The organism is Escherichia sp. MOD1-EC6475 (genome assembly GCF_003046645.1).
GTDB lineage: Bacteria > Pseudomonadota > Gammaproteobacteria > Enterobacterales > Enterobacteriaceae > Escherichia > Escherichia ruysiae.
Window position 1 is genome coordinate 1 of record NZ_PZKQ01000039.1, and the last position, 25,296, is coordinate 25,296.

22 protein-coding genes and 1 pseudogene are annotated in these 25,296 nt (G+C 51.0%); 8 read left to right on the forward strand and 15 right to left on the reverse strand.

Translation table 11 applies throughout. The annotated features are described in order from the left end of the window. The 10 genes and pseudogenes from A7589_RS12925 to sdhC form a co-directional block, all read right to left on the reverse strand. Positions 1 to 130: IS3 family transposase (locus A7589_RS12925; RefSeq protein WP_000567664.1), on the reverse strand; the 130-nt coding region annotated here is incomplete at its 3' end. A gap of 484 nt (positions 131 to 614) precedes the next feature. Continuing rightward, a pseudogene (locus tag A7589_RS12930) lies at positions 615 to 1,220 on the reverse strand (tetratricopeptide repeat protein); the annotation flags it as partial. Between the two features lie 219 nt (positions 1,221 to 1,439). Continuing rightward, a complete protein-coding gene (gene sucD, locus A7589_RS12935) occupies positions 1,440 to 2,309 on the reverse strand; it encodes a succinate--CoA ligase subunit alpha (protein ID WP_000025458.1) in 870 nt (289 codons plus the stop codon). Then, on the reverse strand, positions 2,309 to 3,475 hold the full coding sequence (sucC, locus tag A7589_RS12940; protein ID WP_001048608.1) for an ADP-forming succinate--CoA ligase subunit beta: 1,167 nt from the start codon (positions 3,473 to 3,475) through the stop codon (positions 2,309 to 2,311). The genes sucD and sucC overlap by 1 nt, the downstream gene beginning before the upstream one ends. Positions 3,476 to 3,659: 184 nt before the next feature. Beyond that, positions 3,660 to 4,877 (reverse strand): 2-oxoglutarate dehydrogenase complex dihydrolipoyllysine-residue succinyltransferase, encoded by a 1,218-nt coding sequence (gene odhB / locus A7589_RS12945; RefSeq protein WP_016159059.1) that lies wholly within the window; start codon positions 4,875 to 4,877, stop codon positions 3,660 to 3,662. Positions 4,878 to 4,891: 14 nt separating this feature from the next. Then, entirely contained in the window at positions 4,892 to 7,693 is a 2,802-nt protein-coding gene (sucA, locus tag A7589_RS12950) for a 2-oxoglutarate dehydrogenase E1 component (protein WP_001181468.1), read from the reverse strand. A gap of 258 nt (positions 7,694 to 7,951) precedes the next feature. Beyond that, complete coding sequence (gene sdhB / locus A7589_RS12955; protein WP_001235265.1) at positions 7,952 to 8,668, reverse strand: succinate dehydrogenase iron-sulfur subunit SdhB; 717 nt, start codon at positions 8,666 to 8,668, stop codon at positions 7,952 to 7,954. A gap of 15 nt (positions 8,669 to 8,683) precedes the next feature. Then, positions 8,684 to 10,450, reverse strand: a complete 1,767-nt coding sequence (gene sdhA, locus A7589_RS12960) for a succinate dehydrogenase flavoprotein subunit (RefSeq protein ID WP_000775532.1) — start codon at positions 10,448 to 10,450, stop codon at positions 8,684 to 8,686. Further along, entirely contained in the window at positions 10,450 to 10,797 is a 348-nt protein-coding gene (gene sdhD, locus A7589_RS12965; protein WP_000254365.1) for a succinate dehydrogenase membrane anchor subunit, read from the reverse strand. The genes sdhA and sdhD overlap by 1 nt, the downstream gene beginning before the upstream one ends. Next, positions 10,791 to 11,195, reverse strand: a complete 405-nt coding sequence (gene sdhC / locus A7589_RS12970; protein WP_000263354.1) for a succinate dehydrogenase cytochrome b556 subunit — start codon at positions 11,193 to 11,195, stop codon at positions 10,791 to 10,793. Before sdhC ends, sdhD begins: the two co-directional genes overlap by 7 nt. Before the next feature lie 380 nt (positions 11,196 to 11,575). Between sdhC and A7589_RS22825 the strand changes: the two genes are divergently transcribed. The 7 genes from A7589_RS22825 to A7589_RS13015 all read left to right on the forward strand — a co-directional run bounded on the left by A7589_RS22825 (position 11,576) and on the right by A7589_RS13015 (position 19,635). Further along, a complete protein-coding gene (locus A7589_RS22825) occupies positions 11,576 to 11,683 on the forward strand; it encodes a hypothetical protein (protein WP_122983127.1) in 108 nt (35 codons plus the stop codon). Positions 11,684 to 11,888: 205 nt separating this feature from the next. After that, a complete protein-coding gene (gene gltA / locus A7589_RS12985) occupies positions 11,889 to 13,172 on the forward strand; it encodes a citrate synthase (protein ID WP_000785828.1) in 1,284 nt (427 codons plus the stop codon). A 384-nt stretch (positions 13,173 to 13,556) separates the two neighbouring features. Continuing rightward, positions 13,557 to 14,123 (forward strand): fimbrial protein, encoded by a 567-nt coding sequence (locus A7589_RS12990; RefSeq protein ID WP_000472410.1) that lies wholly within the window; start codon positions 13,557 to 13,559, stop codon positions 14,121 to 14,123. Between the two features lie 50 nt (positions 14,124 to 14,173). Continuing rightward, positions 14,174 to 16,633 carry a fimbria/pilus outer membrane usher protein gene (locus tag A7589_RS12995; protein WP_165797962.1) on the forward strand — a complete coding sequence of 820 codons (2,460 nt, stop codon included), beginning with the start codon at positions 14,174 to 14,176 and terminating at the stop codon, positions 16,631 to 16,633. 14 nt (positions 16,634 to 16,647) lie between these two features. Next, entirely contained in the window at positions 16,648 to 17,379 is a 732-nt protein-coding gene (locus A7589_RS13000) for a fimbrial biogenesis chaperone (RefSeq protein WP_000142795.1), read from the forward strand. After that, complete coding sequence (locus A7589_RS13005; protein ID WP_000102196.1) at positions 17,376 to 18,437, forward strand: fimbrial protein; 1,062 nt, start codon at positions 17,376 to 17,378, stop codon at positions 18,435 to 18,437. The genes A7589_RS13000 and A7589_RS13005 overlap by 4 nt, the downstream gene beginning before the upstream one ends. Before the next feature lie 151 nt (positions 18,438 to 18,588). Then, positions 18,589 to 19,635, forward strand: coding sequence for an AbrB family transcriptional regulator (locus A7589_RS13015; RefSeq protein ID WP_001144721.1), 1,047 nt, complete (start codon positions 18,589 to 18,591; stop codon positions 19,633 to 19,635). On the opposite strand, the gene nei is transcribed toward A7589_RS13015, so the two are convergent. Genes nei through ybgI form a run of 5 tightly spaced genes read right to left on the reverse strand, consistent with a single transcriptional unit; the run spans position 19,632 to position 23,531 of the window. Continuing rightward, a complete protein-coding gene (gene nei, locus A7589_RS13020) occupies positions 19,632 to 20,423 on the reverse strand; it encodes an endonuclease VIII (RefSeq protein ID WP_024257439.1) in 792 nt (263 codons plus the stop codon). The two genes, A7589_RS13015 and nei, sit on opposite strands and share 4 nt — an antisense overlap. Before the next feature lie 35 nt (positions 20,424 to 20,458). Then, entirely contained in the window at positions 20,459 to 21,193 is a 735-nt protein-coding gene (gene pxpA, locus A7589_RS13025) for a 5-oxoprolinase subunit PxpA (RefSeq protein WP_000687173.1), read from the reverse strand. After that, on the reverse strand, positions 21,183 to 22,115 hold the full coding sequence (gene pxpC / locus A7589_RS13030; protein ID WP_108188873.1) for a 5-oxoprolinase subunit PxpC: 933 nt from the start codon (positions 22,113 to 22,115) through the stop codon (positions 21,183 to 21,185). The genes pxpA and pxpC overlap by 11 nt, the downstream gene beginning before the upstream one ends. Then, positions 22,109 to 22,765 (reverse strand): 5-oxoprolinase subunit PxpB, encoded by a 657-nt coding sequence (gene pxpB / locus A7589_RS13035; RefSeq protein ID WP_016231632.1) that lies wholly within the window; start codon positions 22,763 to 22,765, stop codon positions 22,109 to 22,111. Before pxpB ends, pxpC begins: the two co-directional genes overlap by 7 nt. 22 nt (positions 22,766 to 22,787) lie before the next feature. Beyond that, positions 22,788 to 23,531, reverse strand: a complete 744-nt coding sequence (gene ybgI, locus A7589_RS13040) for a radiation resistance protein YbgI (RefSeq protein ID WP_000798868.1) — start codon at positions 23,529 to 23,531, stop codon at positions 22,788 to 22,790. A 270-nt stretch (positions 23,532 to 23,801) separates the two neighbouring features. Between ybgI and dtpD the strand changes: the two genes are divergently transcribed. Further along, positions 23,802 to 25,283: a dipeptide permease DtpD gene (gene dtpD, locus A7589_RS13045; RefSeq protein ID WP_001032672.1), complete on the forward strand. Its 1,482-nt coding sequence runs from the start codon at positions 23,802 to 23,804 to the stop codon at positions 25,281 to 25,283. The last annotated feature ends 13 nt before the right edge of the window (positions 25,284 to 25,296 follow it).

Consider the following 25,296-nt stretch of genomic DNA (forward strand, 5'->3'; position numbering starts at 1 on the left):
TGGCTGCCACACCATGTTGCCGGGCAACAAGGGAGACCGTCATTCCCGGTTCAAAGCTCTGCTGAACGATAGCGATCTTTTCCTGTGTAGTACGCCGTCTGCGTTTCTCCGGCCCTAAGACATCAATCATCTGTTCTCCAATGACTAGTCTAAAAACTAGTATTAAGACTATCACTTATTTAAGTGATATTGGTTGTCTGGAGGTTCAGGGGGCCAGTCTACTGCCTGTTTTGGCCGTGTAATATTCTTAATTTAACCATTTGAATATGATGATATTGTAAGATATCAGAAATTTAATTATCTGGAGATACGGCTTTACGACTACTGAACCTTAAAGTAATAGTTGATAATTCAGTAGTACATCAAGTGATATAACTAATTATATTAAAAAAGTTTTTTATACAATCGCATTGTAAAGAAGCATCAGCTACTTATAAAGCCCCAAAAAAATATATATTAATTCATGCTGAAATAATATTTTCGACCGTAGTTCACGTTTGAAATGATTAATGACCTGCGCCTCTCACGCAGGTCAAATCAGGAAACTGTGTAACCGGCAAATAAGATGTTCGTAAACAGCGGGTATCATCAGTTGCCCTCAAAATACAGCTGATTTACATTTTTGCTTTTACACGTGCGATAGCCTCTTCATAAGAGGGCTTATTTTTTTCCGCATAAGCGAGTTGATAATGCTGCAATGCATCAGCGTTCTGTCCTGCAGTTTCATAAATTTTGGCAATGTTATAATAGGAGTTAGCGCGCGTTGTCGCCGCATTTGCTCCACTGGCTAACGAGATCGCTTTACGATTTGCCCAAATCGCTTCCGCTATGTTGCCATTTTTCTGATAAGCCAGATCCAGGTTACTAAATGCCTGTCCGTAATTGCCGTCTAATTCTGTTGCCTGTTGGAAGAGTTGAATGGCTTGCTCAAGTTGACCGGTTTTGTAAACAGCTTCACCTTCATGATTATATTTTCTTGCCAGTTGAGTATCTCCACTGTTTTGCATCGCGGGCGAAGCCGGAGTTGAAGAGCCCGTCGCAGGCATTATCACAGTGGCTAAATCCCTGACGCCTAATGTGGTGTCATTAAAATTGGCGCTGGTAACAGAGTTGATATCTTCAAACTCGCCGTCTGGATTGAGTTTAAACACGGTCCAGATGTTCCCTCGTTCTCCAGCAGGGACACTATAACTACGTACCAGGGAGCTCGGCAGAACAATTTTCTTCATGTATAAATCCTTTTACTGAATGGAGAAGAGATATTTCGCCGGGCATTATTGCGCAAGGGATGGGAAAAAAAGCAGCGGGAAAGCTTTTCAGATTAGCGCCCGAATAAAAACAAAAAAGGCCATCATAAGATGGCCAACCATGTCGAAACCGACAGCCCTTCGCCATTCCTGTAGAGGGAAGCGGCGAGGGCTATTTCTTATTACAGATATTTATTTCAGAACAGTTTTCAGTGCTTCACCGATATCAGCCAGGCTGCGAACGGTTTTCACGCCTGCGGCTTCCAGGGCAGCGAACTTCTCATCCGCAGTCCCTTTACCACCGGCAATGATGGCGCCAGCATGACCCATACGTTTGCCTTTCGGCGCAGTCACACCGGCAATGTAACCCACAACTGGCTTGGTGACGTGCTCTTTGATGTACGCAGCCGCTTCTTCTTCTGCGCTACCGCCGATCTCACCGATCATCACGATCGCTTCGGTCTGCGGGTCTTTTTCGAACATTTCGAGAATGTCGATAAAGTTAGAACCTGGGATCGGGTCGCCGCCGATACCCACACAGGTCGACTGACCGAAACCGTAATCCGTGGTCTGTTTAACCGCTTCATAGGTCAGTGTACCGGAACGGGAAACGATACCCACTTTACCCGGTTTGTGAATGTGACCCGGCTGGATACCGATTTTGCATTCACCCGGGGTGATAACGCCCGGGCAGTTCGGGCCGATCATACGAACGCCTGCTTCATCCAGCTTCACTTTCACGGTCAGCATATCCAGCGTCGGGATACCTTCAGTGATGGTGATAATCAGTTTAATGCCTGCATCGATGGCTTCCAGAATGGAGTCTTTGCAGAACGGCGCTGGTACATAGATAACAGAAGCAGTAGCGCCAGTGGCGGCAACGGCTTCACGCACGGTGTTGAACACCGGCAGGCCGAGGTGGGTGGTGCCGCCTTTACCTGGAGTTACGCCGCCAACCATTTTCGTGCCGTATGCAATGGCCTGTTCAGAGTGGAAAGTCCCCTGGCTACCGGTAAAGCCCTGGCAGATAACCTTGGTGTTTTTATCAATTAAAATGGACATTATTTCCCCTCCACTGCGGCAACAACCTGCTGAGCTGCATCCGTCAGACCTTTTGCTGCAATAATATTCAGGCCACTGTCAGCCAGTTTCTTCGCGCCGAGTTCGGCGTTGTTACCTTCCAGACGTACCACGACCGGTACGTTAACACCCACTTCCGCTACCGCGCCGATGATACCGTCAGCGATCAGGTCGCAACGAACGATACCGCCGAAGATGTTAACCAGAACGGCCTTCACTTTGTCGTCAGAGAGGATGATTTTGAACGCTTCGGTCACGCGCTCTTTGGTAGCGCCACCACCAACGTCAAGGAAGTTAGCCGGTTCGCCGCCGTGCAGTTTAACGATGTCCATCGTACCCATCGCCAGACCTGCACCGTTAACCATACAACCGATGTTACCGTCCAGCGCAACGTAGTTCAGCTCCCACTGTGCAGCTTGTGCTTCACGCGGATCTTCCTGCGACTGGTCGCGCATTTCGCGCAGATCAGGCTGGCGGAACAGTGCGTTGCCGTCAGCGCCCAGTTTGCCATCGAGGCAGACAAGATCGCCCTGTTTAGTAATAACCAGCGGGTTGATTTCGATCAGCGCCAGGTCGCGCTCCAGGAAAATGGTCGCCAGACCCATGAAGATTTTGGTGAACTGCTGAACCAGTTTACCTTCCAGACCCAGTTTGAACGCCAGCTCACGTCCCTGATACGGCATCGGGCCAGTCAGCGGATCAAGCGCAACTTTGTGGATCAGGTGCGGGGTTTCTTCCGCCACTTTTTCGATTTCCACACCGCCTTCGGTGGAGGCCATAAAGACCACGCGACGGGAACTACGGTCAACAACAGCACCGAGATACAGCTCTTTAGCGATATCGGTCGCCGCTTCAACCAGAATCTGGTTAACCGGTTGGCCATTGGCGTCTGTTTGATACGTTACCAGACGCTTGCCCAGCCAGTTCTCTGCAAAAGCACGGATGTCTTCTTTGCTGTTTACAACTTTCACACCGCCCGCTTTACCACGGCCACCAGCGTGAACCTGACATTTCACTACCCACGGACCCGCACCGATTTTTGAAGCGGCTTCTTCTGCTTCGCGCGGAGTAGTACAGGCATAACCCACTGGCGCCGGTAAGCCATAGCGGGCAAAAAGTTGTTTTGCCTGATATTCATGTAAGTTCATGTGTTCTGTCCATCCTTTAGTAATCGTTATCTTTTAAACCGTAGACCGAATATGACGTATCGTTTCCGGGCATTGTCGGTCACCCGTAAGCCTGATAAGACGCGCCAGCGTCGCATCAGGCTTCAATTGCCGGAGAAGGCGATAACCCCTTATCCGGTCTACAGTGCAGGTGAGGCTTAAACTACTATACGTCCAGCAGCAGACGCGTCGGATCTTCCAGCAACTCTTTGATCGTTACCAGGAAGCCCACGGATTCGCGACCATCGATCAGACGGTGATCGTAGGACAACGCCAGGTACATCATCGGCAGGATCTCAACCTGACCATTCACCGCCATCGGACGATCTTTGATAGCGTGCATACCCAGAATTGCGCTCTGCGGCGGGTTGATGATAGGCGTTGACATCAGGGAACCGAACACACCACCGTTGGTTATGGTGAAGTTACCACCGGTCAGATCTTCAACCGTCAGCTTACCGTCACGGCCTTTAACAGCCAGCTCTTTGATTTTCTTCTCGATATCTGCCATGCCGAGGGTATCGACATCACGCAGAACCGGCGTCACCAGACCGCGCGGCGTAGAAACCGCCATGCTGACGTCGAAATAGTTGTGGTAAACCACATCATCGCCATCGATAGAAGCATTCACTTCCGGGTAACGTTTCAGGGCTTCAACCACAGCTTTCACGTAGAAGGACATAAAGCCCAGACGGATGCCGTGACGTTTTTCAAATGCTTCACCGTACTGCTTACGCAGATCCATAATCGGCTTCATGTTGACTTCGTTGAACGTGGTCAACATGGCGGTGGAGTTTTTCGCTTCCAGCAGACGCTCTGCCACACGCTTACGCAGGCGAGTCATCGGGACACGTTTTTCGCTACGTGCAGCCAGTGCTGGTTGTGCCGCTGGAGCAGCAGCAGCCGGTGCAGACTCTTTCGCCGTGGCTTTCGCCAGATGTTTTTCCACATCTTCACGGGTCAGACGACCACCGACACCAGTGCCTTTAATCGCGCTAGCTTCGAGGTTGTGTTCAGCCAGCAGGCGACGGATCGCCGGGCTTAACGCGTCGTTGTTTTGCTCTTCCAGAGACGCCTGCTGGCGTTGTGCCGGAGTGGACGCTTTCTCTTCAGATTTGGCGCTGGTTTCTTTACCGGCGCTGTTGCCTTCACGCAGGCGACCGAGGATCTGACGAGACGTTACAGTTGTACCTTCATCTTCCAGAACCGCATCCAGAATGCCGTCTGCTGATGCCGGTACTTCCAGTACCACTTTGTCAGTTTCGATTTCTACCAGCACTTCATCACGTACGACTGCGTCGCCGGGTTTTTTATGCCAGGTTGCGACGGTGGCATCGGCTACGGATTCAGGCAGGTCAGGGACCAGAATATCTACGCTACTCATTGTGTATCCTTTATTTATTCGACGTTCAGCGCGTCATTAACCAGATCTTGTTGCTGTTTCTGGTGAACGGACATATACCCTACCGCCGGAGAGGCGGAGGCCGGGCGGCCTGCATAACGCAGAGAAGCCCCAAACGGAATCACTTCACGGAAATGATGCTGGCTGCAGTACCATGCGCCCTGGTTGAGCGGCTCTTCCTGGCACCAGACAAAATCCTTGACGTGAGCAAACTGCTGCAACACTTCCTGCATCGCTTTATGCGGGAACGGGTAGAGTTGCTCGATACGCACAATGGCGACATCGTGTTGATTGTTCTTACGACGTTGTTCCAGCAGGTCGTAATAAACCTTACCAGAACACATCACCACGCGCTTCACGCCCTTCGGATCAAGCTCGTCGATTTCACCGATGGCTGGCAGGAAGGTGCCGTTCGCCAGTTCTTCGAGGCTGGAAACCGCCAGCGGATGACGCAGCAGGGATTTCGGCGACATCACGACCAGCGGACGACGCATCCCGCGCAGCGCCTGACGACGCAGCATGTGGTAAACCTGTGCCGGGGTAGACGGTACGCACACCTGCATGTTTTGCTCAGCACAAAGTTGCAGATAACGTTCCAGACGCGCGGAGGAGTGCTCCGGCCCCTGCCCTTCGTAACCGTGCGGCAGTAGCATCACCAGACCACACATCCGGCCCCATTTCTGTTCGCCAGAGGAGATGAACTGGTCGATAACCACCTGCGCACCGTTGGCGAAGTCACCGAACTGTGCTTCCCAGATGGTCAGGGTGCGTGGTTCTGCGGTGGCATAACCGTATTCAAACGCCAGCACAGCTTCTTCAGATAGTACGGAGTCCCAGACGCGGAACGCGCCCTGGCCGTTATGGATATGTTGCAGCGGCGTGTAAGTGGAACCGTTAGACTGGTTATGGATCACCGCGTGACGGTGGAAGAACGTACCGCGACCGGAGTCTTCACCCGACAGGCGAACCGGAATGCCTTCATCAACCAGCGTGGCGTAAGCGAGGTTTTCCGCACCGCCCCAGTCGAACAGTTTCTCACCAGCAGCCATCGCCTGGCGATCGCCATAAATCTTGGCAACGCGAGACTGCATTTCAATGGCTTCTGGCACCGTGCTGATGCGTTTAGCCAGCTCCTGCAGGCGCTTCATCTCAACTTTGTTCGGGTACTCTTCGTCCCATTCGTGGTTGAGGTACGGCGACCAGGTGAAGGAGTGCATGTTCATCGGACGCCACTCTGCCACCACGCAATCGCCAGCATCCAGCGCATCGCGGTACAGGTTAACCATCTCGGTGGCATCTTCCAGCGTCGCCACTTTTTCCTGCTCCAGCTTGTCAGCGTAGATTTTGCGCGGCGTTGGATGTTTTTTGATTTTCTGATACATCAGCGGCTGAGTTGCGCTCGGCTCGTCGGCTTCGTTGTGGCCGTGACGGCGGTAGCATACCAGGTCGATGAAGACATCACGTTTAAAGGTGTTACGGAAATCGAGCGCCAGACGGGTCACAAAGGCAACGGCTTCCGGATCGTCCGCGTTAACGTGGAAAATCGGTGCCTGAACCATCTTGCCGATATCAGTACAGTACGGCGTCGAACGAGCATCCAGCGGGTTAGAGGTGGTGAAGCCAACCTGGTTGTTGATAACGATACGTACCGTACCGCCAACTTCATAACCGCGCGCTTTCGACATGTTCAGGGTTTCCTGAACCACGCCCTGTCCGGTCACTGCGGCGTCACCGTGGATGGTGATTGGCAGGACTTTATTGCTGCTCGGCTCATCAAGTCTGTCCAGACGGGCACGAACAGAACCGATAACTACCGGGCTTACAATCTCAAGGTGAGACGGGTTAAATGCCAGTGCCAGGTGCACCAGGCCGCCATCGGTCTGGAAGTCAGACGAGAAGCCCATGTGGTATTTCACGTCACCCGTGCCGAGGTGTTCTTTATGTTTACCGGCAAACTCGTCGAACAAGTCTTGCGGTTTTTTACCCAGCACGTTCACCAGCACGTTCAGACGACCACGGTGCGCCATCCCGAGAACCACTTCACGGGTGCCGCTGTTGCCCGCGTGGCGGATCATCTCTTTAAGCATCGGGATTAACGCGTCGCCGCCTTCCAGCGAGAAGCGTTTTGCGCCAGGGAATTTTGCGCCAAGGTAACGTTCAAGGCCTTCAGCGGCGGTCAGTTCGCTTAAGAAGCGTTTTTTCTCTTCGCTATTGAAAGTCGCGCGACCAGACTCGATACGCTGTTGGATCCAGCGTTTTTCTTCGGTGCTGGTTATGTGCATATACTCGGCGCCAATCGGGCCGCAGTAGGTTTGCTTGAGAGCTTCCAGCAGCTCGCCGAGTTTCATGGTCTCTTTGCCGCTGGCAAATGAACCGACGTTGAAGGTCTCCTGAAAGTCTGCTTCGGTCAGATCGTGGAAAGACGGATCCAGATCGGCCACTTTATCTTGCTGCCACAGTCCCAGCGGATCGAGATTCGCATGTTGGTGACCACGGAAGCGGTATGCGTTAATGAGCTGCAGGACTTTAACCTGCTTCACATTGGTGTCAGGGTCGGAGATCGTTGAAGAGTAACGTGAAGCGTCTTTCGCCAGGCGGCGGAAATATTCACGCGTTTGAGAATGGAATTGATCCGGTTTGACTCCCGTACCAGGTAACTGCTGGAACGTCGAACGCCAGTTAGCGTCAACCGAGTCAGGATCGGTTAAGAAGTCTTCATAGAGCTGTTCTATCCAGCTCTGGTTTGCGCCAGAGAGGTAAGAAGAGTCCAACCAGGCTTTCAAAGCGCTGTTCTGCATCGTGATCCCTTAAGCATCTTTTTTATGCTTACTTCGCCGTGGATACTACCACGCACAGTGATGTGCGTGCCGGGGTTCACTTGTTGCGGACTTGTCGTGTTTTCTGCGTCCGCTAAGGAACCTTTAAAAACTGTCTTAGTGTCAGGGGCAGTTTTTAAAGATTTCCTGCATTTCTTTTCCAGACCGGATAAGGCGTTTACGCCGCATCCGGCACTGGTTGCCTGATGCGACGCTTGCGCGTCTTATCAGGCCTGGTATTTATGCATTACGTTGCAACAACATCGACTTGATATGGCCGATGGCACGCGTCGGATTCAGCCCTTTCGGACATACACTGACGCAGTTCATGATGCTGTGACAGCGGAATACACTGAATGCATCACTCAAACCGTCAAGGCGACTGTCAGTCTCGGTATCACGGCTATCAATCAGGAAACGATACGCCGCTAACAAGCCTGCAGGACCGATAAACTTATCGGGATTCCACCAGAAAGACGGACAAGAGGTTGAACAACATGCGCAGAGAATACATTCATACAGCCCGTCGAGTTTTTCACGTTGCTCTGGCATTTGTAAATGCTCACGAGCTGGTAGATTTTGTCCATTATTCAACAAGTAAGGCTTAATTTTCTCATATTGCGCATAGAATTGTCCCATGTCTACCACCAAATCGCGGACAACCGGTAAACCTGGCAACGGACGAATTACAATCTTCTTGCCCGGCTGGTTGAGTGCCGAAATCGGGGTAATACAGGCCAGACCATTCTTGCCATTCATGTTCAGACCGTCGGAACCACACACACCTTCACGGCAGGAGCGACGGAACGACAGGCTGGGATCTTTCTCTTTCAGCTGAATAAGTGCATCCAGCAGCATCATGTCGCGACCTTCTTCCGCTTCCAGGGTGTAATCCTGCATACGCGGAGCATCATCAACATCCGGGTTATAGCGATAAATTGAAAACTCGAGTCTCATTTTCCTGTCTCCGCATTAGTAAGTACGAATCTTCGGCGGGAATGCCGGGCGCAGTTTCGGTTCCATGTTGACGCTACGTCGCGTCATGGATTCCGACTCTGGCAGATACAGGGAGTGGCACAGCCAGTTTTCATCATCACGATCCGGGAAGTCGAAGCGGCTATGCGCGCCACGGCTTTCAGTACGGAAGTTGGCAGAAACAGCCGTTGCATACGCCGTTTCCATCAGGTTATCCAGTTCCAGGCATTCAACGCGCTGGGTGTTGAACTCGCTGGAAGTGTCATCCAGACGGGCATTTTTCAGACGCTCGCGGATCACTTTCAACTGCTCAAGCCCTTTCGCCATCGCATCACCTTCACGGAATACCGAGAAGTTATGCTGCATACATTCTTGCAGTGCTTTACGAATCGCCACCGGATCTTCACCGTTACGGTTATTATTCCAGCGGTTCAGGCGCTCCAGAGAAACTTCAACATCAGACTCGCTGGCATCGCGCAGTGCGCCCTGCTCGGCGATAGACTCTTGCAGATGCAGACCTGCCGCGCGACCAAATACCACCAGATCCAGCAGCGAGTTGCCGCCCAGACGGTTAGCACCGTGTACCGATACGCAAGCAATTTCCCCCACCGCGAACAGGCCAGGGATCACCACATCTTCGCCCTTCTCGTTCACCGTCAGCGCCTGACCGGTCACTTTGGTCGGTATACCGCCCATCATATAGTGACAGGTTGGGATAACCGGAATCGGTTCTTTAACCGGATCAACGTGAGCGAAGGTACGGGAGAGTTCCAGGATACCCGGCAAGCGGGATTCGAGAACTTCTTTACCCAAGTGGTCGAGTTTCAGTTTTGCGTGTGGTCCCCACGGACCATCACAGCCGCGACCTTCACGGATTTCGATCATGATGGAGCGCGCCACCACATCACGACCCGCCAGGTCTTTAGCGTTCGGCGCATAACGCTCCATAAAGCGTTCGCCATGTTTGTTCAGCAGATAGCCGCCTTCACCACGGCAACCTTCGGTGACCAGTACGCCCGCACCGGCAATCCCCGTCGGGTGGAACTGCCACATTTCCATATCCTGCACCGGTACGCCTGCACGGATAGCCATGCCGACGCCGTCGCCGGTGTTAATGTGGGCATTGGTGGTGGACTGATAAATACGCCCTGCCCCGCCGGTCGCCAGCACGGTCGCGCGGGCTTTGAAGTAAACCACTTCACCGGTTTCGATGCACAGTGCGGTACAACCCACCACCGCGCCATCCTGGTTTTTCACCAGATCCAGCGCATACCATTCGGAGAAAATAGTGGTGTGGTTTTTCAGGTTCTGCTGATAAAGCGTGTGCAACAGTGCGTGACCGGTACGGTCAGCCGCTGCCGCTGTACGTGCCGCCTGCTCGCCGCCGAAGTTTTTCGACTGGCCGCCAAACGGACGTTGATAGATACGACCATCATCAAGGCGCGAGAACGGCAGCCCCATGTGTTCCAGTTCCAGAATCGCTTCCGGCCCGGTTTTACACATATATTCAATCGCGTCCTGGTCACCAATATAGTCCGACCCTTTTACGGTGTCGTACATATGCCATTCCCAGTTATCTTCATGGGTATTACCCAGCGCAACGGTAATGCCGCCCTGCGCAGAAACGGTATGGGAACGGGTCGGGAAGACTTTAGAGAGCAGCGCACAGGTCTGGCCGCTCTGGGAAATTTGCAGCGCCGCGCGCATACCTGCGCCACCAGCACCAATCACAACTGCATCAAATTCTCTGACTGGCAATTTCATCACACACCCCACACCACAACGAATCCATAAATCACGTAAACCACCAGTGCAACGACAATCACCAGTTGCAGCATCAGGCGCAAAGCCAGCGGTTTAACGTAGTCGGTCAACACCTGCCACATGCCGATCCAGGCATGGATCAAGATGGAAAACAGCGCCAGCAGGGTGAACACTTTAGTGAACGCAGAGGCAAAGAAACCGATCCAGACTTCATATGTCAGTTCGCCACTGGTAGCGAAAAAACCGACCATATAAATGATGTAGAGCGTCAGGACGATAGCAGTAGCGCGAACGAGGATGAAATCATGTACGCCATTGCGTCCTAATGCGGAGGCGTTGCTTACCATACGAGGACTCCTGCAAGAATTGAAAGCACGACAGTAATGACAAAGGAGATTTTGGCGGAGCGTTTACCCGCTTCGAATGTTTCTTCCAGATAGCCAAAATCCATCATCATGTGGCGAATACCTACGACGACGTGATACGCCAGAGCGGTAAGGATGCCCCACATGATAAATTTGACGAAGAAGCTGCCCATAATGGCGGAAGCTTGCTCGAAACCTTCAGGGGAAGAGAGGCTGGTACCCAGAAGCCACAGCAGGATGCCCACTGCAACAAAGGTGATCACACCGGAAACGCGATGGAGAATGGACGCTATCGCCGTGACGGGGAACCGGATGGTCTGTAGGTCCAGATTAACAGGTCTTTGTTTTTTCACATTTCTTATCATGAATAACGCCCACATGCTGTTCTTATTATTCCCTGGGGACTACGGGTACAGAGGATAACTTTCTGTTACCTGGAGACGTCGGGATTTCCTTCCTCCGGTCTGCTTGCGGGTCAGACAGCGTCCTTTCTATAACTGCGCGTCATGCAAAACACTGCTTCCAGATGCGAAAACGACACGTTACAACGCTGGGTGGCTCGGGATTGCAGGGTGTTCCGGAGACCTGGCGGCAGTATAGGCCGTTCACAAAATCATTACAATTAACCTACATATGCTTTGTCGGGTTTTATCCAGAACAGTGATCTGAGTCACGATAACAACATTTATTTAATTTTTAACCATCTCATTTGACAATCATTCAACAAAGTTGTTACAAACATCATCAGGAAAAGCATATAATGCGTAAAAGTTATGGGGTCACTATTTCACCTAAGATTAACTTATGTAACAGTGTGGAAGTATTGACCAATCCATCCAGGACAGTTATTAGTGATAGACAGGTTTAATAATTCGGATTGCTAAGTGCTTGATTCGCCGTTTATTCGTCATCAATGAATCCTTTACCTGCAAGCGCCCAGAGCTCTGTACCCAGGTTTTCCCCTCTTTCACAGAGCGGCGAGCCAAATAACAAACGGGTAAAGCCAGGTTGATGTGCGAAGGCAAATTTAAGTTCCGGCAGTCTTACGCAATAAGGCGCTAAGGAGACCTTAAATGGCTGATACAAAAGCAAAACTCACCCTCAACGGGGATACAGCTGTTGAACTGGATGTGCTGAAAGGCACGCTGGGTCAAGATGTTATTGATATCCGTACTCTCGGTTCAAAAGGTGTGTTCACCTTTGACCCAGGCTTCACTTCAACCGCATCCTGCGAATCTAAAATTACTTTTATTGATGGTGATGAAGGTATTTTGCTGCATCGAGGTTTCCCTATCGATCAGCTGGCGACCGATTCTAACTACCTGGAAGTCTGTTACATTCTGCTGAATGGTGAAAAACCGACCCAGGAACAGTATGACGAGTTTAAAACTACAGTTACCCGTCATACGATGATCCACGAACAGATCACCCGTCTGTTCCACGCCTTCCGTCGCGACTCTCATCCGATGGCGGTCATGTGCGGTATTACCGGCGCGCTGGCAGCGTTTTATCACGACTCACTTGACGTCAATAACCCACGTCATCGTGAAATCGCCGCGTTCCGTCTGCTGTCGAAAATGCCGACCATGGCTGCGATGTGTTACAAATACTCCATCGGTCAGCCATTTGTTTACCCGCGCAATGACCTTTCTTACGCTGGCAACTTCCTGCACATGATGTTCTCCACGCCGTGCGAACCGTATGAAGTCAATCCAATTCTGGAACGTGCAATGGATCGTATTCTGATCCTGCACGCTGACCACGAGCAGAATGCTTCTACCTCTACCGTGCGTACCGCTGGCTCTTCGGGTGCAAACCCGTTTGCTTGTATCGCAGCAGGTATTGCTTCGCTGTGGGGGCCAGCTCACGGTGGTGCTAACGAAGCTGCGCTGAAAATGCTGGAAGAAATCAGCTCCGTTAAGCACATTCCGGAATTTGTTCGTCGTGCGAAAGACAAAAATGATTCTTTCCGCCTGATGGGCTTCGGTCACCGCGTGTACAAAAATTACGACCCGCGCGCCACCGTAATGCGTGAAACCTGCCATGAAGTCCTGAAAGAGCTGGGCACCAAAGATGACCTGCTGGAAGTGGCAATGGAGCTGGAAAACATCGCGCTGAACGACCCGTACTTTATCGAGAAGAAACTGTACCCGAATGTCGACTTCTACTCCGGTATCATCCTGAAAGCGATGGGTATTCCGTCTTCCATGTTCACCGTGATCTTCGCTATGGCACGTACGGTTGGCTGGATCGCCCACTGGAGCGAAATGCACAGTGACGGCATGAAAATTGCCCGTCCGCGTCAGCTGTATACTGGCTATGAAAAACGTGACTTTAAAAGCGATATTAAACGTTAATCGTTGATGACTGAGCAGTAAATTCATCTAACCCGCCCTTTTTATATGGCGGGTTATTTTTTGTTGGATAAAACACGAAAAATTGTAAAAATAAAATTAAAAAGCGGGCAAGGAACAAAAAACAAGCAGCTTACATAGCAATCAATATAATATCTTTTTAGGAATAATTGTCCTCTCCGTCCTGTTTATAACCTTCTGAATATTATGCATATCCATTTCTCACTTCTATTTTTAATAGCCAAATCAATTCACATCACAAATTAATTACTTTCGTATTTAGCAATACTAAATCTATTTTTAAGTAAAACTAAAAACACTCCACACGCAAAATCAGATAATCTGGCAGAGCTATACTATTTTTCTATTTCCTTAAAGGATTCTGTTATGTTTAAAGGACAAAAAACATTGGCCGCATTGGCCGTATCTCTGTTGTTCACTGCTCCTGTTTATGCTGCAGACGAAGGCTCTGGTGAGATTCACTTTAAAGGTGAAATTATTGAAGCTCCTTGTGACATTCATCCAGATGATGTTGATAAAAATATTGACCTTGGACAAGTCACGACGACCCATATAAACCGGGATCATCACAGCAATAAAGTGGCCGTCGACATTCGCTTAATAAACTGTGACCTGCCAAGTTCTGATAATGGTAGCGGTTCGCCGATATCCAAAGTTGCCGTAACCTTCGACGGTTCGGCTAAAACGACCGGGGCAACACCTCTGTTGAGTAATACCAGTGCTGGCGAAGCAACAGGTGTCGGCGTAAGACTGATGGACAAAAATGACACAAACATCGTATTGGGTACAGCTGCGCCAGACCTCGACCTGGATTCAAGCTCAACAGAACAAACGCTGAACTTCTTTGCCTGGATGGAACAAATTGATAATGCAGTCAATGTCACGGCTGGTGCCGTAACCGCTAACGCGACCTACGTTCTGGATTATAAATAAGCATAATTATGGCGGCGACGTAGCCGCCTTTCTGCAAATATTTATCAGGTATGGACACCGTGAATATTTATCGACTCTCTTTTATTTCCTGCCTGACGATGGTAATGCCGTCCGCGCTGGCGGTCGAATTTAACCTGAGCGTCCTCGACAAATCGATGCGTGATAGCATTGATATTTCATTATTAAAAGACAAAGGGGTGATTGCCCCCGGTGAATATTTTGTTAGCATTGCCGTTAATAATAACCAAATCAGTAACGGGCAAAAAATTAGCTGGCAAAAAAGCGGTGATAAAACCATTCCGTGTATCAATGAATCACTGGTGGATAAATTCGGTTTAAAACCAGACTTCCGTCAATCATTAATACAGAGAAATCAGTGTGTTGATTTTAGCTCGCATCCAGAAATACTCTTCAATTTCGATCAAACCAATCAGCAACTCAATATCACCATTCCGCAAGCGTGGCTGGCATGGCACTCAGAAAACTGGATGCCGCCATCAACATGGAAAGAAGGTGTAGCCGGCTTTCTGATGGATTACAACCTGTTTGCCAGCAACTACCGTCCCCAAGGCAGTAGCAGCAACACTAACCTGAACGCTTATGGTACTGCCGGTATTAACATGGGTGCATGGCGCTTACGCAGCGATTACCAGTTGAGCCGTTCCGAAAGCGACAATGCCCATGACCAGAGCGGCGGAATATCACGTACTTATCTTTTTCGCCCACTACCACAATTAGGTTCGAAATTAACCCTGGGCGAAACTGATTTCAGTTCCAATATTTTCGACGGTTTTTCTTATACCGGTGCGGCACTGACCAGCGATGACCGGATGTTGCCCTGGGAACTGCGCGGTTACGCCCCACAAATCAGCGGTATCGCGCAAACCAACGCCACCGTCACCGTAAGTCATTCGGGGCGAGTTATTTACCAGAAAAAAGTCCCGCCTGGCCCGTTTATCATTGATGACATCAATCAGTCTGTCCAGGGTACGCTGGATGTCAAAGTGACGGAAGACGATGGACGTGTGAACAACTTTCAGGTTTCGGCCGCCTCGACGCCCTTCCTGACGCGCCAGGGTCAGGTTCGCTATAAACTTGCTGTTGGTCAGCCGCGAACCTCAATGTCTCATCAAACTGAAAATGAAACCTTTTTTAGCAATGAAATGTCCTGGGGGATGCTCTCGAATACCTCGTTATATGGCGGTTTGCTACTCTCAGGAAATGACTATCATTCTGGCGCAATAGGCATCGGGCAAAATATGCTCTGGCTGGGAGCATTGTCATTTGATGTCACCTGGGCCAGTAGCCAATTTGATACCCAGCAGGACGAGCGAGGCTTAAGCTACCGTTTCAATTACAGCAAACAAGTGGACGCCACAAATAGTACGATTTCACTCGCTGCTTATCGCTTCTCCGATCGTCATTTTCACAGCTACGCCAACTATCTGGATCACAAATACAACGACAACGATGCACAAGACGAAAAACAGACGATCAGCTTATCAGTAGGCCAACCGATAACCCCTCTGAACCTCAACCTGTACGCCAACCTGTTACATCAGACCTGGTGGAACGCAAATACCTCCACGACTGCCAACATAACGGCAGGTTTTAATATTGATATCGGTGAGTGGAAAGATATATCAATTTCGACGTCATTCAACACAACCCACTACGAAGACAAAGATCGCGACAACCAGATTTACCTGTCGATTTCATTACCTGTCGGTAACGGTGGTCGAGTCGGCTATGACATGCAAAACAGTAGTAACAGCACTACACACCGCATGTCGTGGAACGATACGCTGGATGAACGTAATAGCTGGGGCATGTCTGCCGGAGCACAATCCGATCGCCCTGATAATGGCGCACAGGTGAGCGGCAACTATCAACACCTGAGTTCAGCCGGTGAATGGGATTTGTCTGGCACTTATGCCGCCAATGATTACAGCTCCGTCAGCAGTAGCTGGAGTGGTTCCTTTACCGCCACTCAATATGGCGCAGCCTTCCATCGCCGCAGTTCAACCAACGAGCCACGGCTGATGGTCAGCACCGACGGCGTGGCAAATATTCCGGTTCAGGGTAACCTCGACTACACCAACCATTTTGGTATTGCGGTAGTGCCGCTAATTTCCAGTTACCAACCTTCCACCGTGGCAGTCAACATGAATGATTTACCTGACGGCGTGACTGTTGCTGAAAACGTCATCAAAGAAACGTGGATTGAAGGCGCTATTGGTTACAAATCGCTGGCTTCCCGTTCTGGTAAAGACGTTAACATTATTATTCGCGACGTCAGCGGTCACTATCCCCCTCTCGGTGCCGATATTCAGCAGAATGGCAGCGGAATCAGTGTAGGTATGGTTAGCGAGGAAGGCCATGCCTGGCTTGGTGGAGTAGCTGAAAACCAGCAATTTACAGTGCTCTGGGGTGACAAACAAAGTTGCATTATTCATCTGCCAGAACGTCTGGAAGATACGACCAAACGCCTGATTTTACCTTGTCATTAATTAAGGAAAAGAGAATGACATTTATTAAAGGATTGCCCCTGATTCTGTTAGCCGTCAGCCTGGGTAGCCACGCTGCCGTGCAACCCGATCGCACACGAGTTGTGTTTAACGCCAACGACAAAGCCACCAGCCTGCGCATAGAAAACCAGAGTGACAAACTGCCTTACCTTGCTTATTCCTGGATAGAAAATGATAAAGGGGAGAAAAGCGACGATCTTCTGGTCGCTCTGCCACCAATACAGCGCCTGGAACCAAAAGCAACATCGCAGGTGCGGATTGTAAAGCAAGCGTCAACCACACAGTTACCCGGCGATCGTGAAACGCTGTTCTACTATAACATGCGCGAAATTCCGCCAGCACCGGATAAAAGCAGCGACCATGCGATACTTCAGGTCGCGATCCAAAGCCGTATCAAGTTGTTCTGGCGACCTGCGGCATTGCGCAAGAAAACAGGTGAACACGTAGAGCTACAGTTACAGGTTAGCCAGCAGGGCAACCAACTTACCCTGAAAAACCCTACCGCCTATTACCTGACGATTGCCTATCTTGGGCAAAATGATAAAGGTGTGCTCCCCGGTTTTAAATCGCTGATGATTGCCCCTTTTAGCACCGTCACAACGAATACTGGAAGCTATAACGGTAATCATTTTTACCTGGGTTACATGGATGATTACGGCGCATTACGGATGAATACTCTGAACTGTAACGGACAATGTCGTTTACAGGCGGTGGAGGCGAAGAAATGAGTACTGACAAGGGATTGTTGCTCATCATCTGTCTGTTATTTCTGCCGTTGAAGTCTGCGCTGGCGCTGAACTGCTATTTTGGCGCATCTGGCGGATCTGTAGAAAAATCAGAAGCTATTCAACCCTTTGCTGTGCCAGGCAATGCCAAACCTGGCGATAAAATCTGGGAATCTGACGATATTAAAATTCCCGTCTATTGTGACAACAATACTAACGGCAACTTTGAAAGCGAGCATGTTTATGCCTGGGTAAACCCCTACCCCGGAATGCAGGATCGCTATTATCAACTTGGCGTAACATATAACGGCGTTGATTACGATGCCAGTCTCGGGAAAAGCCGAATCGACACCAACCAGTGTATCGACAGCAAGAAAATTGATATCTACACACCAGAGCAAATCATTGCCATGGGGTGGCAAAATAAGATTTGTTCCGGCGATCCCAGCAATATTCATATGTCGCGTACATTTCTCGCGCGTATGCGGCTCTATGTTAAAGTTCGTGAAATGCCGCCGCATGATTATCAAAGTACGCTGAGCGACTATATTGTGGTGCAATTTGATGGCGCTGGCAGTGTTAATGAAGATCCTTCCGCCCAAAACCTGAAATATCACATTACCGGTCTGGAAAACATCCGTGTACTGGATTGCAGCGTTAACTTTTCTATTTCGCCTGAAACACAGGTGATTGATTTTGGTAAATTTAACGTACTGGATATTCGCCGTCACACGATGTCGAAAAGTTTTAGTATTAAGACGACGAAATCACAAAATGACCAGTGCACCGACGGGTTTAAAGTCAGTTCCTCGTTTTATACCGAAGAAACGTTGGTTGAAGAAGATAAAGCATTGTTGATTGGTAATGGCCTTAAACTACGTTTACTGGATGAAAACGCCTCGCCCTATACTTTCAACAAATACAGCGAATATGCCGATTTCACCAGCGACATGTTAGTTTATGAAAAAAACTTTACCGCCGAATTGTCATCCATACCAGGCACCCCCATCGAGGCTGGTCCCTTCGATACAGTAGTGCTTTTTAAGATTAACTATAACTGAGTTACCATGATGCCCTTTGCAGCCAGAAAGGGCATCTCTTTCAGATAATTGCTTATTTTCCCCTTTTCCTTGATTACCGTTATTTTTTCCAGGCCCGGCTTTCTTTATGCTGTATCGATACACCAAAGAGAAAATAATGATGGAGCGAAGGATGCCAGTCTTGCAGTGGGGAATGTTATGTGTGTTATCACTTCTCCTTTCTATTGGTTTCCTCGCGGTACATCTCCCGGCGGCACTATTACTTGGGCCGATGATCGCCGGGATCATCTTCAGTATGCGCGGAATGACTCTGCAACTCCCTCGCTCCGCTTTTCTTGCTGCGCAGGCCATTCTTGGCTGCATGATTGCGCAAAACCTCACTGGCTCGATCCTCACTACTCTGGCCGTTAACTGGCCAATTGTGTTAGCCATTTTACTGGTGACGCTGCTTTCCAGCGCCATCGTGGGCTGGTTATTGGTGCGCTATAGCTCGCTACCGGGTAATACCGGCGCCTGGGGTTCTTCTCCTGGCGGCGCAGCGGCAATGGTCGCTATGGCGCAGGATTACGGCGCAGATATTCGTCTGGTGGCGTTTATGCAATATTTGCGAGTACTGTTTGTCGCAGGTGCGGCAGTTCTGGTTACGCGGATGATGCTGGGCGATAACGCTGAAGCGGTTAATCAACAGATCGTCTGGTTCCCGCCAGTCAGCATTAATCTCCTGCTTACGATTTTGCTCGCGGTCGTTGCCGGTACGGCGGGATGCCTGCTACGTCTTCCTTCCGGCACGATGCTCATCCCGATGCTGGCGGGCGCGGTACTCCAGTCTGGCGAGTTCATCACAATTGAGTTACCAGAATGGCTGCTGGCGATAGCTTATATGGCGATTGGTTGGCGAATTGGTCTGGGCTTCGATAAGCAAATCTTACTGCGAGCACTACGCCCGCTACCGCAAATCCTGCTGTCGATTTTTGCTCTACTGGCTATTTGTGCGGGTATGGCGTGGGGGCTGACCCGGTTTATGCATATTGATTTTATGACCGCCTACCTCGCCACCAGCCCTGGCGGACTTGATACGGTGGCGGTCATCGCCGCAGGGAGCAATGCCGATATGGCGCTCATTATGGCGATGCAAACCCTGCGCTTGTTCAGTATTTTGCTGACGGGGCCAGCCATTGCACGGTTTATTTCAACCTATGCGCCGAAACGTTCTGCCTAATGCTGGCAGCCAGGGCACCAGTAAAACGGGCGCGATGACAGCGTGGTTTTCTCAATGATGCCGCCACAGCGTTCGCACGGTTCGCCATCACGATGAAAAACCTTAAAGCGAAACAGCGCGCCATGATGTTTATTCTCATCCACCTGCCCCCGCGTAGCGTAAGAAAGACGCGGAATATCCAGTAGCGCGTGCGCGAGTGCATCCAGTTGCGCCTCGTTGAGCTCTTTCGCTTTATGACTTCCGGTCAATCCGACCTGCCAGAGGATCTCCACCCGCAAATAATTGCCAAGCCCTGCCAGAAACACCTGATCGAGCAGTAATCCGGCAAACTGCCGGTTACGAAAGCGCGGCGACAATAACCGTTCTTTCACTACCTCCGGCGTCAGATTCGGATCCAGCACATCGGGGCCAACGCGTTGTAAAAACGGATGTGTGGTCAGTTGTTCCGGCGTCAACATCTCAATATCCGAGGCGCTATAAAGCAGAATGGTTTTGTCAGCCGTTTGCAGTTTTACCCGCAATACTCGCGTGGTCTGCGGCTCTTCGCCGGTATCGACCACGCGCCAGACGCCGTAAAGCTGATTATGACTATAGAGCGTTAAGTCGTTGGAAAAATGAGTTAACAACGCCTTACCACGCGTTTCCACATGGGTAACGTGTTGACCGATAAGTCGTGATTGATAAGGTTTTAACTGCGGGAAGGCAAACCAGACATCAGTTAGAGGTTTGCCTTTGATCGCCGCCTCCAGGTTATCCGCTGCGCGGCGGATCTCCGGGCCTTCAGGCATGGTGATATCCTTTTTTCGTTCTTTGTTCATCGGGATTATGCTGCGACAACAATCCCCTTTTGGGTAAATGTAGCGCGTAGTCGGCGGGCGAACGCCAGTGCGTGCTCGCCGTCGCCATGCAGACAGACCGTTTGCGCCGTGACCTTCGCCCATTCGCCGGTGATACTTTTGACTCTGCCGTGTTGCACCATCTCCAGCGTCTGCGCCAGCGCCTGTTCTTCGTTTTCAATCAACGCGCCTGGCTGGCTTCGCGGCACCAGCGAGCCGTCAGCCTGATAACCGCGATCGGCAAACACTTCCTCGCGCGTTGTCAGGCCATTACGCTTGCCTGCTCGGATCAGTTCGCTTCCCGCCAGTCCAACGAGAATCAATGCCGGATCGCAAACGTAAATCGCTCTGGCGATAGCGTCTGCCAGTTGTGCGTCTTTCGCCGCCTGGTTGTATAACATGCCGTGCGGTTTGACGTGGCGCATCACGCCACCTTCTGCACGAGTAATCGCTGCCAGCGCGCCAATTTGATACAGCGTCTGGGCGTAAACCGTTTCCGGCGGCAGTTGCATGGCGCTACGTCCAAAGTTTTCCCTGTCGGGAAAGCTCGGGTGAGCGCCAATCGCGACACCATTTTTTATTGCTTCACGAACGCTTAGCAGCATGGTTTGCGCGTCGCCTGCATGAAATCCACAGGCAATATTGGCTGAGGAAACCAGCATTAACAGTTCAGCGTCGCTGGCATAGCCTTCGCCCAGATCGGCGTTCAGGTCAATTTTCATTGTGCAGCCGCCACGCTAATTGTTCGAAATAACGTTGCTGATCCTGGCGCGCTTTCAGTGCCTCTTCCAGCGAACACTGGACAAAATGAATGGGCTGCCCGAGTGGGATTTGCGCCAGATGGTACATGTCAGCTTCAATAATACAGGCAATGCGCGGGTAACCGCCGGTGGTTTGCGCGTCGTTCATCAGCACAATCGGCTGACCGTTATGCGGCACTTGCACCACCCCCGGCAGCAAACCGTGAGATAACAGTTCGCGATCGGTGGTGCGTTTTAAGATTTGCCCCTGTAAGCGATAGCCCATCCGGTTACTTTGCGGGCTAAGTTGCCAGGGCGAACGCCAGAATGCATCCTGCGAGGCGCGATCGAACTCATGATATTCCGGCCCCGGCAAGGCGCGAATGCGGTTTCCCCACAGAAGCTGTTTAACGCCCTGCGCTTCCATAAAATCCCGCTTTGCTTTGCCAATCGGGAGTCGGTCACCATCCTTCAGTAAACGCCCTTCCAGCCCGCCAATCCCCACTTTGAGATCGGTACTGCATGACCCCATAACTGGCGGAACATCAATACCGCCTGCGACCGCCAGATAGCTACGAACGCCATGTTGCGGCCGTTTAAGGGTTAAACGCTGGCCTGCTTTCATCGGCAAGCGCCAGCCGGTCCAGACAGCGTTATCATCCAGCCGCGCTTCGCAACCTGCACCAGTCAGGGCAAACCAGCCGTCGCGTTCAAATTCAAGCGTTAACTGACCGAGCGTGATTTCCAGTGCGGGAGCGTTGGCATCGTTACCCACCAGCAGATTAGCAATACGCAGCGCAGGCATATCCAGTGCGCCGCAGTGGCTGATACCCGACTGGCGAAAACCGTGACGACCACCATCCTGCACGGTGGTATACATCCCCGCACGAATAATTTTTAACATACTCCCTCCCTCTGCGGCACAAAGCGCACGCTGTCTCCCGGACGTAATAAGATGGGTTCGTCTCGCGTCGGGTCAAATAAACTGAGCGAGGTATGGCCTATTAATTGCCACCCCCCCGGCGTTGCCAGCGGATAAACACCAGTCTGCGCCCCACCGATCCCGACAGAACCTGCCGGAACGAGCAAACGCGGTTCAGCGCGTCGCGGCGTGTGTAGTTGTTCCGGCAAACTACCGAGATACGGGAAGCCCGGTTGAAAACCTAAAAACCAGACCACGTATTCCACGGAGGAGTGCAATTCAACAACCTGTTTTTCACTCAACCCACAATGTGCCGCGACCACCGATAAATCCGGCCCGCCAGCACCACCGTAAACCACCGGGATTTCGATATGGCGTGACTCCGGTTCCAGCGCCTCACTCTCCTCCCACCAGCGTTGCAAACGCTCTATAGCATCCAGCGCCAGCGACTCAGGATTACGCAAAATCACCGTAATATTGTTCATGCCAGGAATGGCTTCCACCACATTCGGCATATCAACCAGACGCTGCGCCAGACGCCAAATCCGTTTCTGGCTAGCCAGCGTCACCGGCGGTTCCAGTTCCAGCACTACCGCCGTTTCACCTATCAGATAACAACGCGCTCGTTGCACTTTCGATCCCTCTGATTATTCGTTATGCCGGATTAGGAATATCAATAAAAGTCACTTCAAGATCGGTATTTTCATTCAGCCACTCGCTCAACGCGCGAATACCACCGCGTTCGGTGGCATGGTGACCTGCAGCATAAAAATGCAATCCCTGCTCGCGCGCCGAATGAATGGTCTGTTCAGAAACTTCGCCAGTAATAAATGCATCCACGCCAAAACGCGCGGCGCTATCGATAAAACTTTGTCCGCCGCCCGTGCACCAGGCGACGCGTTTCACCACCTCAGGTCCGGTATCGCCACACCATAACGGCTTGCGTCCCAGACGCGCTTCAATCCAGGAAGCCAGTTCCAGCCCCGGCACAGGCATGGTCAGTTCGCCCCACGGCACCAACGGCTCAATTTCGCCCATGACCGTGATCCCCAGTAACGCCGCCAGTTGTGCGTTATTGCCAAGCTCCGGATGCGCGTCCAGCGGCAGATGCCAGCCATACAGGTTGATATCATTCGCCAGCAAGGTTTTTAAACGGTTACGCTTCATGCCGCGAATTACCGGAGATTCGCCTTTCCAGAAGTAGCCATGATGCACAATGACCGCATCCGCGCCCAGACGCACTGCCTCATCGAGCAAAGCCTGGCTGGCAGTGACACCGGTAACAATTTTTTGCACCGTCTCTTTGCCTTCCACCTGCAAACCATTCGGCGCGTAATCACTTATCGCCGCGCTGTTCAGTTTCTCGTTAATCAGTTGTTCCAGTTCGGTGTTTTTCATCTTCGCGCCTTCCGTATTCTGATAGCTACACCGTTAACATAGCGTTACCTCGCCTGTTCGTCGATAGCCAATCTTTTGACATATTAAGAAACAAACAGGCGGCCAAAAGGCGCAAATTGTTTATCTCATCACACTACAGTTCATGTATATTTATGCAAACAGACAGCATATTGCATAAATAATCAGATCTGTATCAAGGTTTTAACTTTAAGGAAACACACGCACACCGCGCTTTTATTACGTGGCGTCGCATCCAACTGTGGAATTATCATGAATAAACACGCATCACAGCCGCGCGCTATCTACTACGTTGTCGCGCTACAAATCTGGGAATATTTTAGCTTCTACGGAATGCGCGCCCTGCTGATTCTCTATCTCACCAATCAACTGAAGTACAACGATACCCACGCTTACGCGTTATTCAGTGCCTACTGTTCACTGGTATATGTCACACCAATTCTTGGCGGCTTCCTGGCCGATAAAGTGCTCGGCAACCGTATGGCGGTAATGCTGGGAGCGTTGTTGATGGCGGTCGGACATCTGGTGCTGGGAGCCAGCGAGATCCATCCGACATTCCTCTATTTGTCGCTGGCGATTATCGTCTGCGGCTATGGCCTGTTTAAATCCAACGTCAGTTGCCTGCTTGGCGAACTCTATGAGCCAACCGATCCGCGTCGTGATGGCGGTTTCTCGCTGATGTATGCGGCAGGTAACGTGGGTTCTATTATCGCCCCAATCGCCTGTGGTTACGCCCAGGAAGAGTACAGCTGGGCAATGGGCTTTGGCCTGGCTGCGGTCGGGATGATCGCCGGGCTGGTCATTTTCTTATGCGGCAATCGTCACTTCGCTCATACCCGGGGCGTTAATAAGGAGGTGCTGTGTGCGAAAAACTTTCTCCTGCCGAACTGGGGATGGCTGCTGGTTCTGCTGGTCGCAACACCTGCGCTGATTACTGTATTGTTCTGGAAAGAATGGTCGGTATACGCCTTAGTTGTTGCCACGGTGATTGGACTGGCGGTGCTGGCAAAAATTTATCGCAAAGCAGAAAACCAGAAACAGCGTAAAGAACTGGGGCTGATTGTTACCCTTACCTTCTTCAGTATGTTGTTCTGGGCCTTCGCACAACAAGGTGGCAGTTCGATTAGCCTTTATATCGACCGTTTCGTTAACCGCGATATTTTCGGTTATACCGTTCCGACCGCTATGTTTCAGTCGATTAATGCCTTCGCGGTCATGCTGTGCGGGGTGTTCCTTGCCTGGGTCGTGAAAGAGAGCGTGGCGGGTAATCGTACCGTGCGCATTTGGGGAAAATTTGCTCTTGGCCTCGGTCTGATGAGCGCCGGATTCTGCATTCTGACCTTAAGCGCCCGCTGGTCTGCGATGTATGGACACTCTTCCCTGCCGCTGATGGTTCTGGGGCTGGCAGTGATGGGCTTTGCCGAACTGTTTATCGATCCGGTAGCCATGTCGCAAATTACGCGCATTGAAATTCCCGGCGTGACCGGCGTATTAACCGGCATTTATATGCTGCTTTCCGGCGCGATTGCTAACTATCTGGCGGGCGTCATTGCCGATCAGACATCGCAAGCTTCGTTTGATGCTTCCGGAGCGATCAACTACTCCATCAACGCGTATATTGAAGTGTTTGATCAAATCACCTGGGGTGCACTGGCTTGTGTGGGGCTGGTGCTGATGATTTGGCTGTACCAGACGCTGAAGTTCAGAAATCGCACGCTGGCGCTGGAGTCTTAATAAGCGCCTGATG